Annotated in this window: 16 protein-coding genes; 12 read left to right on the top strand and 4 right to left on the bottom strand. The window is 65.6% G+C overall.

What is annotated here, in order from left to right; genetic code table 11:
• Positions 1–58 precede the first annotated feature (58 nt).
• From QO014_RS05795 to QO014_RS05785, 3 genes are all read right to left on the bottom strand, one after another.
• The gene (locus QO014_RS05795; protein ID WP_266347666.1) at positions 59–1,009 is read right to left on the bottom strand and encodes a nucleoside hydrolase; all 951 of its coding nucleotides are present in this window, start codon (positions 1,007–1,009) and stop codon (positions 59–61) included.
• A 67-nt stretch (positions 1,010–1,076) separates the two neighbouring features.
• A complete protein-coding gene (locus QO014_RS05790; RefSeq protein ID WP_266347665.1) occupies positions 1,077–2,489 on the bottom strand; it encodes an amidase in 1,413 nt (470 codons plus the stop codon).
• Entirely contained in the window at positions 2,486–3,067 is a 582-nt protein-coding gene (locus tag QO014_RS05785; protein WP_266347664.1) for a nucleoside 2-deoxyribosyltransferase, read from the bottom strand. Before QO014_RS05785 ends, QO014_RS05790 begins: the two co-directional genes overlap by 4 nt.
• 590 nt (positions 3,068–3,657) lie before the next feature.
• Between QO014_RS05785 and QO014_RS05780 the strand changes: the two genes are divergently transcribed.
• From QO014_RS05780 to dhaK, 12 genes are all read left to right on the top strand, one after another.
• A complete protein-coding gene (locus QO014_RS05780; RefSeq protein WP_370877108.1) occupies positions 3,658–4,944 on the top strand; it encodes an ABC transporter substrate-binding protein in 1,287 nt (428 codons plus the stop codon).
• A 146-nt stretch (positions 4,945–5,090) separates the two neighbouring features.
• A complete protein-coding gene (locus tag QO014_RS05775; RefSeq protein WP_266347803.1) occupies positions 5,091–6,002 on the top strand; it encodes a carbohydrate ABC transporter permease in 912 nt (303 codons plus the stop codon).
• Positions 6,003–6,009: 7 nt separating this feature from the next.
• A complete protein-coding gene (locus QO014_RS05770) occupies positions 6,010–6,963 on the top strand; it encodes a carbohydrate ABC transporter permease (protein ID WP_266347662.1) in 954 nt (317 codons plus the stop codon).
• Positions 6,960–7,172 carry a hypothetical protein gene (locus QO014_RS05765; RefSeq protein WP_266347661.1) on the top strand — a complete coding sequence of 71 codons (213 nt, stop codon included), beginning with the start codon at positions 6,960–6,962 and terminating at the stop codon, positions 7,170–7,172. Before QO014_RS05770 ends, QO014_RS05765 begins: the two co-directional genes overlap by 4 nt.
• A 3-nt stretch (positions 7,173–7,175) precedes the next feature.
• A complete protein-coding gene (locus tag QO014_RS05760) occupies positions 7,176–8,273 on the top strand; it encodes an ABC transporter ATP-binding protein (RefSeq protein WP_266347660.1) in 1,098 nt (365 codons plus the stop codon).
• Complete coding sequence (locus QO014_RS05755; protein WP_266347659.1) at positions 8,266–9,288, top strand: ABC transporter ATP-binding protein; 1,023 nt, start codon at positions 8,266–8,268, stop codon at positions 9,286–9,288. Before QO014_RS05760 ends, QO014_RS05755 begins: the two co-directional genes overlap by 8 nt.
• Positions 9,288–9,884, top strand: a complete 597-nt coding sequence (gene dhaL, locus QO014_RS05750) for a dihydroxyacetone kinase subunit DhaL (protein WP_266347658.1) — start codon at positions 9,288–9,290, stop codon at positions 9,882–9,884. Before QO014_RS05755 ends, dhaL begins: the two co-directional genes overlap by 1 nt.
• Positions 9,881–10,294: a dihydroxyacetone kinase phosphoryl donor subunit DhaM gene (gene dhaM / locus QO014_RS05745; RefSeq protein ID WP_266347657.1), complete on the top strand. Its 414-nt coding sequence runs from the start codon at positions 9,881–9,883 to the stop codon at positions 10,292–10,294. The genes dhaL and dhaM overlap by 4 nt, the downstream gene beginning before the upstream one ends.
• 18 nt (positions 10,295–10,312) lie before the next feature.
• Entirely contained in the window at positions 10,313–10,618 is a 306-nt protein-coding gene (locus tag QO014_RS05740) for an HPr family phosphocarrier protein (protein WP_266347656.1), read from the top strand.
• Complete coding sequence (gene ptsP, locus QO014_RS05735) at positions 10,602–12,212, top strand: phosphoenolpyruvate--protein phosphotransferase (protein WP_266347655.1); 1,611 nt, start codon at positions 10,602–10,604, stop codon at positions 12,210–12,212. The genes QO014_RS05740 and ptsP overlap by 17 nt, the downstream gene beginning before the upstream one ends.
• Positions 12,209–12,628, top strand: coding sequence for a hypothetical protein (locus QO014_RS05730; RefSeq protein ID WP_266347654.1), 420 nt, complete (start codon positions 12,209–12,211; stop codon positions 12,626–12,628). The genes ptsP and QO014_RS05730 overlap by 4 nt, the downstream gene beginning before the upstream one ends.
• A 41-nt stretch (positions 12,629–12,669) precedes the next feature.
• Positions 12,670–13,653 (top strand): dihydroxyacetone kinase subunit DhaK, encoded by a 984-nt coding sequence (gene dhaK / locus QO014_RS05725; RefSeq protein ID WP_266347653.1) that lies wholly within the window; start codon positions 12,670–12,672, stop codon positions 13,651–13,653.
• A 33-nt stretch (positions 13,654–13,686) separates the two neighbouring features.
• Here the strand turns inward: dhaK and polA are convergent, their stop codons facing one another.
• Complete coding sequence (gene polA / locus QO014_RS05720) at positions 13,687–16,695, bottom strand: DNA polymerase I (RefSeq protein ID WP_266347652.1); 3,009 nt, start codon at positions 16,693–16,695, stop codon at positions 13,687–13,689.
• Positions 16,696–16,728 lie beyond the last annotated feature (33 nt).

Raw genomic sequence — 16,728 nt, 5'->3', positions numbered from 1 at the left:
TCGCGGTTCCTTCACGCGAGCCGAAGTCCAGTTCGTTTGGAAGCGCTCGGGCGCTCCGTCAGTTGTTGATCAGCGTATCGAGCACGAAATTGCCGAACAGCGCCGTGTTGGCCGTCATCGCGACATGGGCGTTCGGGTCGCGCTTGGCGCGCTTGTTCACGTCGAGCACGGTGCGGCCGACCGTGAGCCGACCCTCTGTCTCGACATCGACGAAATAGTCCTCCGTCGTGATCACCTCAGGGTAGATCATCGCGGCGATGCAGAGCGCGTCGTGGATCGGCGCGGCATCGGGATTGTCGAGCCGCTGGTAGTTTCGGTAACCCTCGACGCGCTTCTCCACGAAGATAGCCGCGGCTTCCGCCGCCGGCTTGCCGGACGCACGCAAGGTCTTGCACTGGTCGAGGCTGATGACGGCCTTGTGGGTGGCGTCGAGCGGCACCAGCGTCAGGTTGGGAAAGCCGGCCGCGAAAACCATGGCCGCGGCCTCGGGATCGGCCCAGATGTTGAACTCGGCCGAGGAGGTCACATTGCCGATGGCATGGCCGCCACCCATGATGATCACCTCGGGAATATAATCGACCAGCTTCGGGAACAGCGACAGCGCGGTCGCGATGTTCGAGAGCGGTCCGACGGGAACCAACGTCACTGCGTCGGTCGTGTTGCGGTAGAAATCGATCAGGAAATCGACGGCATTCGTCGCCTGGACCTTCGATGTCGCCTTGGCGAGCGGCATCTCGACGAAATGGACGCCGGGATCGCGCTGGGCGCGTGGAATCGGGAAATCGAGCCGCGCGATCGGGCGCGCCAGCCCGGCATGAACGGGAATATCGCCGCGACCAATATGGTCGAGCGTGCGCAGCGTGTTCTCCGTCGTGTGCTCGATCTCGCGATTGCCGTTGACGGTCGTGCAGGCGACCAGTTCGAGATCGGGGTGCAGCGCCGCGAGCATGATGGCGACGGCGTCGTCGGTGCCGGTGTCGACGTCGAGGATCAGTTTTCGCGGTGCCATGGAGCGCTCCCAAACTTGTTCGTAGTCAAACAAGTTTCGAGGCGGTTCCCGGAACTGTCAATCCGGTTCACCCCGTCAGCTCGCGGATCAGCGCGGCGAAACGGAGCCCGGTATAGTCCTCCAGATAGGGCGCGATGATCTGGACGCCGATCGGCAGGCCCGCTCGGCTGCGCGCGATCGGTGCGACGGTGGCGGGGAGGCCCGAGCCGGTCGCCGGTGCGCACCAGGCGATCTGGTCACTGCGGTCGATCATCCGGCCGTCAACGGTGATGGTCGGCTCGGCACTCTCGGCATGGGTCGGCGCGGTGGTCGGGAAGGGCGGGCAGATCAGGACGTCATAATCCATGAACACCTGGCGCCAGGCGTGCCGCAATTTGGCCCTGACCTCATTGGCACGCAGCCACTCATAATGCGCCGTGCCGGCGCCGCGCAGGCGCAGCGCACGGAAGCTCTGGTCGTCGGGTGACAGAGCGGCGAGCGCCTCGGCGCGCTGCGCCGCGCCTTCATCGGTGTCGGCCACGGTCAGCGCCGCAGAAAGGAGCTCGATATAGTTGCGCGTCAGCATGGCGAGATCGGGAATGATCGGCTCGGCCGCGGTCACCCTGGCGCCAGCCTGCCCGAGCGCGCCGGCCAGCCGTTCGACGGCGCCGGAAATCTCGGGATCCGTCGGGATCAGCGGATGCTGCGTCAGCACCAGGACACGGTAGTCGCGCAGGGCACGGTGGCGCGCCGGCGGCAGCGTCAGGCTGTAGCCGACGGCTTCATCCTCATCGGGACCCGCCATCACGGCGAGGCCGCGCTCGAGATCGGCGACGGAGCGCGCGATCGGACCGGGGCAGGAGAAGTCGATGCGGGCGCGCCGTCCCTCCAGCACATGGCCGCGCAAAGGGATCACGCCATAGCTGGTATTATGGCCATAGAGGCCGCAGAAATGCGCGGGAACGCGGATCGAGCCGCCAATATCCGAGCCGATATCGAAGGGCACGAAACCGGCCGCGACGGCGGCGGCGGCACCGGCCGAGGACCCGCCGGGCGTGCGGTTCAGATCGAGCGGGTTGCTCGTGCGGCCATAGACCGGATTGTCGCCATCCCAGCCCGACAGCGCCTCGGAAACATTGCTCTTGCCGAGGATGACGGCGCCCGCCGCCCGCAGGCGCGCGACAGCGGCGGAATCGGCCGTGGCGATCGCATTGCGATAATAGGAAAGCCCCCAGCTCGTCGGCAGGCCGGCGATGTCGAACGATTCCTTGATCGTGACCGGCACGCCGAGGAAAGGCCGCCGCTCTCCGCGCGCGAGCGCGGCATCGGCCGCCTTGGCCGCATCACGGGCACGGTCGAAATCCCTGACGACCACGGCATTGATGGCGCCATCCTCGGCCTCGATGCGCGCAACGGCGTCCTCGAAGAGATCGACGGCGGAAACACGGCCTGCGGCGAGATCTTCGACCATATCCGATGCTGTGGGGGCAGATGTCGTCATGCTGCTGAGGCTCCGAGAAGGCGGGCGCGGGCGGCGGCGAGGCATTCCTCGAAGGCGCCGAGATCATCGAACATCCGTTCCGGCGCGACGGAGCGGCGGATGAAGACGCCGCCCATGTGGCGGATGCCGCCATCCAGCATCAGATTGTCGCCCATGTCGTTGTTTTCCACGAGCAGCCCGTCGGCGCCGCGGATGAACCCGCGCAGGTCCCGCGCGACCGCGCCCTTGTAGTAATCGGCGGTGACGCGCTCGGCGAAGAGGCGGCCATCATTCGAATAGCCGAAGGCCGGCTTGCCGCTCGCGACCATGAAGCCGAGTTCATAGGCCGTGCCGACATCAGCGCTGATGCCGCGATAGGGCGTCAGATTGGCGATGATCAGATCGCTCTCGCGCATGACATTCTCGTTGAAGGCGCTGATCTGCAGGCCAATGTCGAACGGGCTCGAGGAGGGATCGTATTTCTCCCCCGTCCAGACCGTCGGCGTGAAGCCATAGCGGCGCGTCAATTCGGTCTTGGCCGACATGATGGCGTCGCGGTTCTCGAAGAACACTTCCGGCCCGGCGAGGTAAACCTTCATCGTCTCAGTTCCTCTGCCCGAAGGCGCCGGCCGGTCTGGGGGCGGTGTTCATGGAATGGGTACGGATCGATTGGCGCATGATGTCTCTTCCTTCGGGAAGGGGCGAAGGGGCCGGGCGTTAGGCCGGCGAATGGCGGATGGGCGGAGAGCCTGACACCCGCCGTGCCACAGCTCGCCCCGGATATCAATCGCCTATGTTGCACTGCACGATAACGAGGCGGTCGCTGCATCGCATCTCGGCACACACGACCGAATCCGACCTGCCGCGCGCGTTGGCGGCGGTATTGATCGACACGGCGGATTACTAAACATGGTTTAGTTTATTTATGTTGCAATGCACACATAATGGCTGAAAACAGCCATTGCACAGTTTATGAAACTGCGCTCTACTAAACAAAATAACTAAACAGCCGCCGGAATGAACCGGCGCATGAGGGAACGTCTTCAAATCACCTGCCCAGGGTCGCGCGAGGAAGCGATCCAAGCGGACGCGCCGGTCTTTTGCGCGATCGCGGACGCATGGGCTTTTCAGGGAGGGACTGATGAGGAAGCTAATCGCCGTGGCTGCCGCGATCGGCGCGGCCGTCTTGATGACCGGCGCATCGATCGATGGCGCCAGGGCGGCCGACAAGCAGCTGACGCTCTGCTGGGCCGCCTGGGATCCCGCCAATGCGCTCGTCGAATTGTCGAAGGATTTCACCAAGCAATCCGGCATCGACATGAAATTCGAATTCGTCCCGTGGACGAACTATGCCGACCGCTTCCTGAACGAGCTCAACTCGCATGGCAAGCTCTGCGACCTGATCATCGGCGACAGCCAGTGGATCGGCGGCTCGGCCGAGAACGGCCATTACGTCAAGCTGAACGACTTCTTCGCCAAGGAAGGCATCTCGATGGATGACTTCATGCCGGCGACGGTGGTCGGCTATTCGGAATGGCCGAAGAACACGCCGAACTACTGGGCGCTGCCGGCCATGGGCGACGCCGTCGGCTGGACCTATCGCAAGGACTGGTTCGCCAAGCCCGAGATCCAGGCGGCGTTCAAGGAGAAATACGGCCGCGATCTCGCTGTCCCGAAGACCTATGACGAGTTGAAGGACATCGCGACGTTCTTCCAGGGCCGAGAGATCGACGGCAAGACGGTCTATGGCGCCTCGATCTATACGGAGCGCGGCTCCGAGGGCATCACCATGGGCGTCTCGAACGTCCTCTATGATTACGGCTTCGAATATCAGAACCCGAAAAAGCCGTATGAGATGGAAGGTTTCGTGAATTCGCCCGGCGCGATCGCCGGCCTCGAATTCTACAAAGAGCTCTACAAGTGCTGCACGCCGCCCGGCGCCTCGAACAGCTATATGAGCGAGGGCCTGGACGCGTTCAAATCGGGGCAGGTGGCGCTCCAGATGAACTTCTTCGCCTTCTTCCCCGGCCTCTACAAGGACCCGAATGTCGGCGGCGACAAGATCGGCTTCTTCGTCAATCCGGCGGGACCGGCGGGCCATTTCACCCAGCTCGGCGGGCAGGGCATCTCGGTGGTCGCCTATTCCGACAAGCAGGACGAGGCGCTCCAGTACATCAAGTGGTTCGCCAAGCCCGACGTGCAGAAGAAGTGGTGGACGCTCGGCGGCTATTCCTGCGCCAAGTCGGTCCTGAACGATCCGAGCTTCCCGGAGAGCGCACCGTTCGCGGCGCAGTTCCTGGAATCCATGGCCATGGTCAAGGATTTCTGGGCCGAGCCGTCCTATGCGCAACTGCTCCAGGCGGAACAGAAGCGCGTCCATGACTATGTCGTCGCCGACCAGGGCACGGCCAAGGAAGCGCTCGACAAGCTCGTCGCCGACTGGACGCAGGTCTTCCAGGACGACGGCAAGATGTAGCCGTCCCGGCACAGAAAGCGGCCGTTCCGGGTTCGCTCAAACCCGGAACGGCGACCCTGACCGCCCTCACCATGACACGCCCGGATCGTAGGTCCATGACCGAACTTCCCGCCCAGACAGCCTTTGCCGATCGGGTCGCCGAAGCCATGCCGTCCGGCATCGGCAAGACGGTGCGCGGCCTCTCCGACAAGGCCATCGCCTGGCTCTTCATCGGGCCGACCATCCTTCTCCTGCTCGCGATCAACATCTTTCCGTTGATCTGGACGATCTATCTGTCCTTCACGAACTACCGCGCCAACCGGCCGAATGCCGAAGTCAAATATGTCGGGCTCGACTGGTACCATCGCATTCTCGGCGATGCGGATGTCTGGGCCGCGATGCAGACCACGGCGCATTTCGTCATCTGGACGATCATCATCGAGACCGTGCTCGGCTTCGGCCTCGCCTGGCTGATCGACAAGAAGTTTCGCGGCCACGCGCTTTGGACGACCGTCATCCTGATCCCGATGATGCTGTCGCCGGCGGTGGTGGGGAATTTCTGGACGTTCCTCTACCAGCCGCAGAGCGGGCTGTTCAATTACGCCATCTCCTTCGTGACCGGCATCGATCCGTCCTCGTTCCAGATGCTGGGCAGCGTGCGGCTCTCGCCCTGGGCGATCGTCATCGTCGATGCCTGGATGTGGACGCCTTATGTCATGCTGATCTGTCTCGCCGGGCTGCGCTCGATCCCCGACTATATCTACGAGGCGGCCGAGGTCGACCGCGCCTCGCCCTGGCGCCAGTTCTGGTCGATCACGCTGCCGATGGCGCTGCCCTTCATCATGCTCGCCGTGCTCTTCCGCGGCATTGAGAACTTCAAGATGTTCGACATGGTGAACCTCCTGACCGGCGGCGGACCCGGCTCGACCACCGAGGTGGTCTCGATCACGCTGAAGCGGCAGGCTTTCGAAAGCTGGCGCACCGGCTATTCCTCGGCGCTCGCCATCATCCTTTTCGTCACCGTCTTCGGCCTCGCGAACATCTATGTGAAGGCCCTGAACCGCGTGAAGCAGCGGTGAGGATGTCATGCCCGGATTGACCCAAGCCCATTCCGTCGTCGCGCCCTCGACCGCCTCGCGCCGCATCGCCGGCGCTCTGGTGATCGTCTATGCAATCATCACCATGATCCCGCTGCTGTGGATCATCGCGACGAGCTTCAAGACACCGCCGGATTCGATCTCCTATCCGCCCAAGGTGATCTTCACGCCCTCGCTCGAAGGCTATGTGAACCTCTTCACGACGCGGACGCGGCAGACGCCGGAGGTGATCGCGACGCTGCCGCCGCCGACGACCTGGTACGACAAGCTGGTGCGCTCCCGGAACATGGTCATCGCCGGCCCGTCCAACGTCATTCCGCGCTTCGTCAATTCGATCATCATCGCCTTCGGCTCGACCTTCCTGGCGGTGTTCCTCGGAACGCTCGCGGCCTATGGCTTCTCGCGCTTCAAGGTGCCGCTCAAGGACGACCTGCTGTTCTTTATCCTCTCGACGCGCATGATGCCGCCGATCGCCGTCGCGATCCCGATCTATCTCATGTATCGCGAGCTCGGCCTCTCCGACACCAAGCTCGGCATGATCCTGCTCTATACGGCCGTCAACGTGTCGCTCGCCGTCTGGCTGCTCAAGGGTTTCATCGACGAGATCCCGCGCGAATATGAGGAAGCCGCGATGATCGACGGCTATACCCGCCTGCAGGCTTTCCGCAAGGCGGTGCTGCCGCAGGCCGCGACCGGCATCGCGGCGACGGCAATCTTCTGCCTGATCTTCGCCTGGAACGAATATGCCTTCGCGGTGCTGCTGACCTCCGGCACGGCGCAGACCATGCCGCCCTTCATCCCGTTCATCATCGGGGAGGGCGGGCAGGACTGGCCGGCCGTCGCGGCCGCGACCACGCTGTTCGTCATCCCGATCTTCGTCTTCACCATCCTGCTCAGGAAACACCTCCTGCGCGGCATCACCTTCGGCGCGGTGCGGAAATGAGCGACATTCACGTCCCGCCGCGACCATCGCTGGTCACAAAGATCCTGCGCCTGCGCCGCGGGCCCTGGGAAAATATCGCGACCATCCTGATCGGGCTCGGCGTCGTCATGCTGATGCAGCCCTATTCGGCGACCGCTTACGCCTATTCCTTCATTACGATCCTCGCGGGCACGATCCTGTTCGCGATCGTCAGCCATTTTCCGGAGTAAGCCATGGCCGAGATCCGGGTCGAGAACGTCCAGAAATCCTTCGGTTCCTTCACGGCGGTGAAGGGGTCGACCTTCACGATCGAGGATGGCGAGTTCTTCGTCATGCTGGGACCGTCGGGCTGCGGCAAGACGACGACGCTGCGCATGATCGCAGGGCTCGAACTGCCGACGGCGGGGCAGATCCTGCTCGGTGGCGAGGACGTCACGTTCAATCGCGCAGCGGCGCGCGATATCGCCTTCGTCTTCCAGATGTTCGCGCTCTATCCGCATATGAATGTGCGCAGGAATATCGGCTTCCCGCTGGTCTGCCAGGGCATGCCGCGGGGCGAGGTTCGCCAGCGCGTCGAGGAGGCGGCGAAGCTGCTGCGCATTGATCATCTGCTCGATCGGCCCGTCTCCGGCCTTGCGGGCGGCGACCGCCAGCGCGTCGCGCTCGGCCGCGCCATCGTGCGGCGGCCGAAGGCGTTCCTGATGGACGAGCCGCTCGGCACGCTCGATACCGAGTTTCGCGACCTGATGGTGCGGGAATTGCGCGAGCTTCATAACCGCATCCACGCGACGACTGTCTATGTCACCCACGACCAGCTCGAGGCCATGTCGATGGCCGACAAGATCGCCGTCATGAACCATGGCGTGATCGAGCAGTTCGGCAAGCCGCAGGAAATCTATGACCGTCCCGCCACCATGTTCGTCGCCGATTTCCTCGGCTCGCCGCCAATGAATTTCCTCACCTTCCATGGCGGGCTCGCAGCCGGCGACCGCCTGGTGCGCGTCAATGGCGCCGAGGTGCCCGTGCCGGAAATTCGGGAGGATCACGCGCCGGCCCAGTTCGCGCTCGGCATCCGCCCGGAGCACATCGTCTTCGACGATCGGTCGAAGCTGCGCGGCGCCGTCTTCGGCTCGGAATATCTCGGCACGACGCAGATCGTGGCCGTGGAAACCGCGCATGGCTCGATCAAGGCGCGGCTGCCTTCGGACCGCATCGTGCATCCCGGCGAGACGGTAGGGCTCGCCTTCCGTTCCGAGCGCCTGTCGCTTTTCGACCGGGCCTCCGGCCGGGCCGTGCGCTCCGCGCTGCGTGAGGGGGCCGCCCATGGCTGATGTCGTGCTCGATGGCGTCACCAAGCGGTTCGGCACCACGACCGCCATCGATGATCTGAACCTCACCATCGCCGATGGCGAGTTGATCGTCCTGCTCGGGCCGACCGGAGCCGGCAAGACGACGACCCTGCGGCTTGTCGCCGGCCTCGAACGTGCCGACCAGGGCCGCATCTTCATCGGCGGCCATGACGTGACGACGGTCGAGCCGGCCGGGCGGGACGTAACCTTCGTCTTTCAGCAATATTCGCTCTATCCGCATCTCTCGGTCTACGACAACCTCGCCTTTCCGCTGCGCTCGCCGGCGCGGCGCGTTGCCGAACCCGAGATCAAGCGCCGCGTCACCGATATTGCGACCATGCTCAGGATCGCCCACAAGCTGCAGAACCGGGCGACCCAGCTTTCGGGCGGCGAGATGCAGCGCGTCGCGATTGGCCGGGCGCTGGTGCGACGGCCGTCGATCTACCTCATGGACGAACCGCTCTCCTCGCTCGATGCCAAACTCCGCTCCGATCTCCGGCTGGAACTGAAGCGCATCCAGCAGGATCTCGGCGCGACCATCCTCTATGTCACGCACGACCAGATCGAGGCGATGACGCTGGCGAGCCGGATCGGCATCCTGAATGCCGGGCGTCTGGTGCAGATCGGCAGCCCGCGCGAGATCTATCGCAATCCCGCCAATCTCTACGTCGCCGCGCGCCTCGGCCAGCCGGCGATCAATCTGGTGCCCGAAGGCTTGATCCCGGCTGGCAGTGCGCCCGCCGGCACCCGGACGATCGGCGCGCGGACGGAGCATCTCAGGATCGAGAAGGCGTCGAACGGCCATGCGATCGGCAAGGTCGAATGGATCGAGCATCTCGGCGACCAGAACCATCTTCACGTCAGCGTCGGGGATCGCAAGCTGACGACGCTTGTCGATCCGCAGACGGATCTTGTCGCAGGCGACCAAGTTGCCTTGTCGCTGGTCGATCCGCTCTACTTCGATCAGGCGGGGAATCGCATCGGGGGAGGGAATTGATGCTCGACGAAGCCAGGCGGCGGGCCTTGATCGAAACGGCGGCGCGTAGCGTGATCGACCATGCCGACGAACTGACGGCGCTCGACCAGGCGATCGGCGACGGTGATCACGGGCTCAACATGAAGCGCGGCCTTGAGGCCGTGCTGGCCGATCTCGACAGTCTGGCGGCGAAGCCTTTGCCGGATGCGTTGAAGGCCATCGGCATGACGTTGGTCATGAAGGTTGGCGGCGCGTCGGGTCCGCTCTACGGCACGCTCGCCATGACTTTGGGCAAGGAACTGCCGGCTGACCCGACCCGTGCCGATCTCGGCCGCGCGCTCGGCGTCGCGATCGAGGCGGTCAAGGCGCGCGGCAAATCCGAGATCGGCCAGAAGACGATGCTCGACGTCCTCGCCCCCGTCGCAGACGCGCTGACCCATGGCGGCGACCCCGCCGCGGTCGCCTCAGCCGCGGCCGAGGCGACGATCCCGATGAAGGCGATCCGCGGCCGGGCGTCTTTCCTCGGCGACCGGTCGATCGGCCACATGGACCCCGGCGCGCGGTCGAGTGCATTGCTCGTCGCAGCCATCTCGCAGACGGCGGAAAAGGCACTATGAACGCTCCAGTGAATCCAGCGAACGGCAATGTCGGCATCGTGATCGTGTCGCATTCGCCCGACGTCGCCAAAGGCACGGCCGAGATGGTGCGCCAGATGGTGGGCGAGGAGGTGCCGCTCGCCTTCTGTGGCGGCGATCCCGGCGGCGGGCTCGGCACCAGCGTCGAAGCGATCCTGGCTGCGATCGACCGGGCGTGGTCGGAGGCCGGCGTCGCGATCCTCGTCGATCTCGGCGGGGCGGAGACCAATTCGGAAATGGCGATCGAGATGCAGCCGGCCGAGCGGCAGGGCAGGATCGTCGTCTGCAACGCGCCGATCGTCGAAGGCGCGGTGATCGCCGCGACGGAGGCCTCGGGCGGCGCTTCGCTCGATGCCGTGAGACGGATGGCGGAAGAACTATCGCCCGCCTGAGGCGTGGAAGGAAATGTGATGGCCGACAGCGAAACAACCGCCAGTGTCCTGCTCACCCATGAGGTCGGGCTGCATGCGCGCCCTTCGGTGAAGCTGACCAAGCTCGCCAAGACCTTCCAGTCGGCGATTGAGCTCGGCCTCGGTGGGGACGGACCGTGGATCGACGCCAAGAGCATCGTCAAGGTCATGGCCGCCAAGGCGCCACAAGGCACGACGCTGCATTTCCGCGCCCGAGGAGCTGATGCGGATGCGGCGGTGGCGGCCCTGGTCGGGCTGGTCGAGCGCGATTTCGACGAGGTCGGAGCCCATGTCGGCAATGGTTGAACGCTTCGGCCGTGCCGCGGCGCCGGGGATTGCACGTGGCCCGATCCACCGGATCGTGGATTTGGCCGGCCTGCATCGCCACGCCGGCACGCCCGCCGAAGAGCGCGGTGCGCTGGAGGCCGCCATTCAGGCCGCGACGGAGGACCTCTTGCTGCTGATCGGTGCGGCGGATGAAGAGGGCGCCGCCATTCTTGAGTTTCAGGTCGCGATGCTGGAGGACGAAGCGCTGCGCGCGCCGGCGCTGGGCGCGATCGCCGCCGGGGTCGAGGCGGGCGCGGCCTGGTCGGAGACGCTGGGCGAGCAGATCGAGGATTATCGGTCGAGCGACGACGCCTATTTCAGCGCGCGCGCCGCCGATCTCGAAGATCTGCGCGACCGTGTGCTGGGGCATCTGCTCGCGACCGGGACCGGTGCCACCGTTCCGCCCGGCGCCGTCATCATCGGCCGCGATCTGACGCCGAGCCGCTTTCTCGCGATCGACTGGACGCAGGGCGGCGCTATCGCGCTGAGCGAAGGCAGTCCCTCCAGCCATGTCGCCATGCTGGCGCGGTCGCGTGGCGTTCCGATGGCCGTCGGCCTCGGCGCGATTCCCGAAAACGGTTTCACCGAGGCGATCGTCGATGGCGCGCGCGGGCGCCTCGTCCTCGACCCGACCGCTGACGACCTCGCGGCCTATGTCGCGGCGCGCGCCGACGCGGCCGGCCAGGCCGTGCGCGAGGCCGCCATGCTCACCCATCCCGCCATGACGGCCGATGGCGTGCGGATCGCCGTGCTGATCAACGTCGCCGAGCCGGCCGAGCTCGACCGCATCGATCCGGCGATCTGCGACGGGATCGGCCTGGTGCGGACAGAGTTCCTGTTCTCGAGCGCGTCGGGCCTGCCCGACGAGATGGCGCAATACACCGCCTATCGCCGCATCCTCGAATGGGCGGGCGAGAAGCCGGTGACGATCCGCACCGTCGACGCCGGCGGCGACAAGCCTGTGCCCGGGCTCACCATAGACGGGGAATCGAACCCCTTCCTCGGCACGCGCGGCATTCGCCTGTCGCTCGCCAAGCCCGAGATCTTCAAGGTTCAGTTGCGGGCCTTGGCGCGAGCCGCACAGCACGGCAATCTCAAGATCATGCTGCCGATGATCACCATTCCCGAAGAAATCGACGAGGCGGCGGCGCTGCTTGACGAGGCTGTCGTGGAGCTGGCGCGCGAGGGGATTGCCGCGAGCCGGCCGCCGCTCGGCATCATGGTCGAGGTGCCCGCCGTCGCGATCGTGCCCGAGCGCTTCAGCGCCGCGGCCTTCTTCTCGATCGGCTCCAATGATTTGACCCAATATACAACCGCCAGCGCGCGCGACATCGCGGCCGTCGCTGGACTGAACGATCCGGGACATCCGGCTGTGATCGAGCTGATCCGCAACACGGTCCAGACGGGCCGGGAACTCGGCATCGACGTCAGCCTCTGCGGCGACATGGGCGGCGATCCGCGCCACCTGCCGAGCCTGATCGTGGCAGGGCTGCGCGCCGTCTCCGTGGCGCCGCCGCTGGTCGGTCGGGTCAAGCTGGCGCTGAGCGAAATCCATGCGGGAGTTCCCGCTTGAAGCAATCCGGCGAAGAGACGAGCACGGCCGCCGAAGCGGTCGCCGCCTACAAGGCGGTGCTGCAGCGCGTGCTGGACAATCGGCCCTCCGGCACGCGCGGGCGTCTCGCGCAGGCGCTTGGCAAGAACCGCTCCTTCGTCAGCCACATCACCAACCCCGCCTATGCCACGCCGGTTCCGGCGCAGCATATCGAGACGATCTTCGAGATCTGCCATTTCTCGCCCGACGAGCGGCGGCTGTTCCTCGATGGCTATGCGCGCGCCCATCCGCGCCGCGTGCCGTCGCTGAAGGAAGTCCGCCGCGTCCGGCCGCATGTCATCTACCTGCCGGATCTGGGCGACCCGGAGAAGAACCAGGATCTCGACCGGCTGGTGGGAGAATTCGTGCAGCGCCTGGCGAAGCTGGTCGACGGGTAGGGCAGGGAGGCCTCGCCCGTCATTGCGTTTAGGGAGGAACCATGAAGAAGCTGATCAACGCGCCCGAGACGGTGCTCGCCGAGAGCCTCGACGGCTTCGCGAGCGCCCATGCCGATATCGTCAGGCTCGGCGAGGAACGGAAATTCGTCCGCCGCACGCTGCTGAAGCCCGGCAAGCCGGCGATCGTCTCGGGCGGCGGCTCGGGGCATGAGCCGCTTCACGCAGGCTTTGTCGGCTTCGGCATGCTGGATGCCGCCTGCCCCGGGCAGGTCTTCACTTCGCCGACGCCCGACCAGATGATCGCCGCCGTCGCCGAAGTCGACACGGGCGGCGGCGCGCTCTTCATCGTCAAGAACTATGAAGGCGACGTCATGAACTTCGAAATGGCGGCCGAGATGGCCGGCAGCGAAATCATGACCGTCATCACCGATGACGATGTCGCGGTCGAACGTTCGACCTGGTCGACGGGCCGCCGCGGCGTCGCCGGCACGATGATCGTGGAGAAGATCGTGGGTGCGGCCGCCGAGGCGGGCATGCCGCTCGCCGAACTGAAGGTGCTGGGCGACCGGGTCAATGCGCAGACGCGGTCCATGGGCGTCGCGCTCACGAGCTGCATCGTTCCAGCCGCCGGCACGCCGACCTTCACGCTCGCCGAGGACGAGATGGAAATGGGCGTCGGCATCCATGGCGAGCCTGGCCGTCGGCGCGTCAAGCTGGAGCCGGCGAGCCAGATCGCCGACGAGATGGTGGCCGCGATCGCGAGCGAACTGCCGGGCACGGGCGATGCCATCCTGCTCGTCAACGGCTTCGGCGGCACGCCGTCGATGGAGCTCTATCTGATGTTCAACGCCGCCCGCCAGGCCATTGAAAAACATGGTATTCGCGTTGGCCGCGCGCTCGTCGGTTCCTACGTGACGTCGCTCGAAATGGCCGGCTGCTCGATCACTGTATCCATGCTCGACGACGAGGTCGCACGGTTCTGGGACGCGCCCGTCCATACCGCGGCGCTGCGCTGGGGGATGTGAGGCCGGCCTATCCCGGCCGGGCGAACGAGGCGCTCAATGCGCCTCGTCCCAATTGTCGGCCGCGCGCGCATCGACGCGGAGCGGGACGGCAAGCTGGACCGCCGGCTCCGGCGCCCGCTCCATGACCTCGGCCACGAGCTTGAGCGTGGCGTCGACCTCCTCGTCCGGCACTTCGAAGATCAGTTCGTCATGGACCTGCAGCAGCATGCGGGCCGAGAGTTTCGCCTCGTCGAGCTTCGAGGCAACGCGGATCATGGCGCGACGGATGATGTCGGCGGCGGTGCCCTGCAACCGCGCATTGATCGCCGCGCGCTCGTTGAAGGAGCGGATCGAGGCGTTCTTCGAGGTGATCTCCGGATAATGGCAGCGGCGGCCGAACAGGGTCGTCACATAGCCCTTGTCGCGGCAGATCCGCTTCGTCTCTTCCATATAGTCGCGAATGCCGGGGAAACGCTCGAAATAGCGCTTGATGTAGGCGCCCGCCTCTTCGCGGCCGATGCCGAGCTGGTTGGCGAGGCCGAAGGCCGAAATACCGTAGATGATGCCGAAATTGATCGCCTTGGCGCGTCGCCTGACTTCGGACGGCATGCCCTCGACCGGCACGCCGAACATTTCCGAGGCGGTGAGGGCGTGAATGTCGAGGCCTTCGCGGAAGGCGTTGCGCAAAGCGGGGATATTGGCGATCTCGGCCAGCAGCCGAAGTTCGATCTGCGAATAGTCGGCCGAGACGAGCTTGTAGCCGGGATCGGCGATAAAGGCCTTGCGGATCTTGCGGCCGGCCTCGGTGCGAACGGGAATGTTTTGCAGGTTCGGCTCGGACGAGGAGAGGCGGCCCGTCGTGGTGGCCGCAAGCGCATAGGAGGTGTGGACCCGTTTGGTCTCGGGATGCTGGTAGGAGGGAAGCGCATCGGTGTAGGTCGAGCGCAGCTTGGTGAGCTGGCGCCAGTCGAGAATCTTCTGCGGCAGCTCATAACCCTGCTCGGCCAGATCCTCGAGGATGCTCGCGCCCGTGGCCCAGGCGCCGGTCGCGGTCTTCGTCGCGCCAGGCATGCCGAGCACACCGAAGAGAATGTCGCCCAACTGCTTGGGCGAGCCCACGTTGAAGGGCTGGCCTGCCAGTTCCTGGATCTCGGCCTCGAGCGCTGCGGCGCTCTGTGCAAATTCGCCCGAAAGGCGGGAGAGGATCGAACGGTCGATCGAGATGCCCCGGCGCTCCATCGACGCCAGGACCGGCACCATGGGCCGCTCCAGCGTCTCATAGACCGTCGTCATGCCTTCGGCCGCCAGCCTTGGTTTCAGCGCGCGCCACAGGCGGAGCGTGACGTCGGCATCCTCCGCCGCATAGGCGGTGGCCTTGTCGATCGCCACGCGGTCGAAGGTGATGCGCGCCTTGCCCTTGCCGGTGACGTCGTCGAACTTGATCGGCGTGTGGCCGAGCCATTTCTCCGAGAGCGGATCCATGCCATGCGTGCCGCGCCCGGCATCGAGCACGTAGGAAATCAGCATGGTGTCGTCGAACGGCGCGACCTCGATGCCGTAGCGCGCCAGGATCAGCCAGTCATATTTGAGGTTCTGCGCGATCTTCAGGATCGCCGGATCTTCGAGGACCGGCTTCAGGATCGCCAGTGCCTCGTTGATCGGAATCTGACCCGGCAGCAGCCCCTCGGTGAAGAGCCCGTCACCCGCGCCGCGATGGGCGAGCGGGATGTAGCAGGCTTCATCAGGCGCGAGCGCGAGCGAGACCCCGACCAGATCGGCCTGCATCGGGTCGAGCGAGGTCGTCTCCGTATCGACGGCGACGACGCCGATCTCGGCCGCGCGCTCCATCCAGTCGCGCAGGCGATCGGCGGAGACCACGGTCTCGTAGCGGGCGCGGTCGATCGGATGAGCGCGCGCCTCGTTCAGCCGGGCATGGACGAGCTGCGATGGCGCCAATCCCGCAGGATCGGGTTCACGCGGCGACTGGGCCGCATCGGATGAGGGCGGGGCGCCCACTTCGCCGGAAGCGGCCGCCGGTCCGAAATCCAGCGCCGGTGCGGCTGCCCCCGCTGTTGCCGCCGAGGCGATCTCGGGATCGGGCGCGACGGCCGAGGATTCGACGCCGGTCGCCGCCGCGACGCGGCCGGTCAGCGTCGAGAATTCGAGCGCCTTCAGGAAGCGGATCAGCCGCACGCCATCGATGGAGCGCACGCCGAGGCGATCAATCGGTTCATTGAGCGGCACATTGCGGTCGAGCGTCACGAGGCGCATGGAAATGCGCGCCTGCTCGGCGAAGTTTATCAGCGCTTCGCGCCGCTTCGGCTGCTTGATTTCGCCGGCGCGCGCCAGCAGCGTTTCGAGATCGCCATATTCGTCGATCAGCTGCGCGGCCGTCTTGATACCGATGCCCGGCACGCCGGGAACATTGTCGACGGAATCGCCGGCGAGCGCCTGGATGTCGACGACCTTGTCCGGCGTGACGCCGAACTTCTCGAACACCTCTTCGCGGCCGATCGTCTTGCCCTTCATCGTATCGAGCATGAGCACGCCCGGCCCGATCAGCTGCATCAGATCCTTGTCGGAGGCGACGATGGTGACGTCGGCGCCTGCCTCGACCGCGAGGCGCGCATAGGTCGCGATCAGGTCGTCCGCTTCGAAGCCCTTCTGCTCGATGCAGGCGACGTTGAAGGCGTGCACGGCCTTGCGGATCATGCCGAATTGCGGCCGCAGATCCTCCGGCGGCTCGGGACGCTGCGCCTTGTACAGATCATAGATCTGGTTGCGGAAGGTCGCCGCCGAATGGTCCAGCACCACGGCGAGATGGGTCGGCTTGACGCCGACCTCATTGGCTTCCTTGAGCAGCTTCCACAGCATGTTGCAGAAACCCGCAACCGCGCCGACGGGCAGCCCGTCGGACTTGCGCGTCAGCGGCGGCAAGGCGTGGTAGGCGCGGAAGATGTAGGACGAGCCATCGACGAGGAAAACGTGGTCACCCTGCCGGACGGGCCGTGTCGGCACGGCCTGGTCGGGGGCGGACGGGGCGGTTTGGATCGGTTCGGACATGGGCGGGACTATGCCTTCCGTCATGCCGTTTGG

It is taken from the genome of Kaistia dalseonensis, assembly GCF_030814715.1.
Taxonomy (GTDB): Bacteria; Pseudomonadota; Alphaproteobacteria; order Rhizobiales; family Kaistiaceae; genus Kaistia; species Kaistia dalseonensis.
The sequence above is the reverse complement of the archived record's forward strand: the minus strand, read 5'-3'. Positions and strand labels throughout refer to the sequence as shown.

Excerpts from the sequence above, each read along its gene's own strand:
- QO014_RS05785 (WP_266347664.1), bottom strand. The coding sequence starts at position 3,067 with ATGAAGGTTTACCTCGCCGGGCCGGAAGTGTTCTTCGAGAACCGCGAC.
- QO014_RS05795 (WP_266347666.1), bottom strand. The coding sequence starts at position 1,009 with ATGGCACCGCGAAAACTGATCCTCGACGTCGACACCGGCACCGACGAC.
- QO014_RS05790 (WP_266347665.1), bottom strand. The coding sequence starts at position 2,489 with ATGACGACATCTGCCCCCACAGCATCGGATATGGTCGAAGATCTCGCC.
- QO014_RS05760 (WP_266347660.1), top strand. The coding sequence starts at position 7,176 with ATGGCCGAGATCCGGGTCGAGAACGTCCAGAAATCCTTCGGTTCCTTC.
- QO014_RS05775 (WP_266347803.1), top strand. The coding sequence starts at position 5,091 with ATGCCGTCCGGCATCGGCAAGACGGTGCGCGGCCTCTCCGACAAGGCC.
- dhaL (WP_266347658.1), top strand. The coding sequence starts at position 9,288 with ATGCTCGACGAAGCCAGGCGGCGGGCCTTGATCGAAACGGCGGCGCGT.
- QO014_RS05780 (WP_370877108.1), top strand. The coding sequence starts at position 3,658 with ATGACCGGCGCATCGATCGATGGCGCCAGGGCGGCCGACAAGCAGCTG.
- dhaM (WP_266347657.1), top strand. The coding sequence starts at position 9,881 with ATGAACGCTCCAGTGAATCCAGCGAACGGCAATGTCGGCATCGTGATC.
- QO014_RS05740 (WP_266347656.1), top strand. The coding sequence starts at position 10,313 with ATGGCCGACAGCGAAACAACCGCCAGTGTCCTGCTCACCCATGAGGTC.
- QO014_RS05770 (WP_266347662.1), top strand. The coding sequence starts at position 6,010 with ATGCCCGGATTGACCCAAGCCCATTCCGTCGTCGCGCCCTCGACCGCC.
- ptsP (WP_266347655.1), top strand. The coding sequence starts at position 10,602 with ATGTCGGCAATGGTTGAACGCTTCGGCCGTGCCGCGGCGCCGGGGATT.
- QO014_RS05765 (WP_266347661.1), top strand. The coding sequence starts at position 6,960 with ATGAGCGACATTCACGTCCCGCCGCGACCATCGCTGGTCACAAAGATC.
- QO014_RS05755 (WP_266347659.1), top strand. The coding sequence starts at position 8,266 with ATGGCTGATGTCGTGCTCGATGGCGTCACCAAGCGGTTCGGCACCACG.
- polA (WP_266347652.1), bottom strand. The coding sequence starts at position 16,695 with ATGTCCGAACCGATCCAAACCGCCCCGTCCGCCCCCGACCAGGCCGTG.
- dhaK (WP_266347653.1), top strand. The coding sequence starts at position 12,670 with ATGAAGAAGCTGATCAACGCGCCCGAGACGGTGCTCGCCGAGAGCCTC.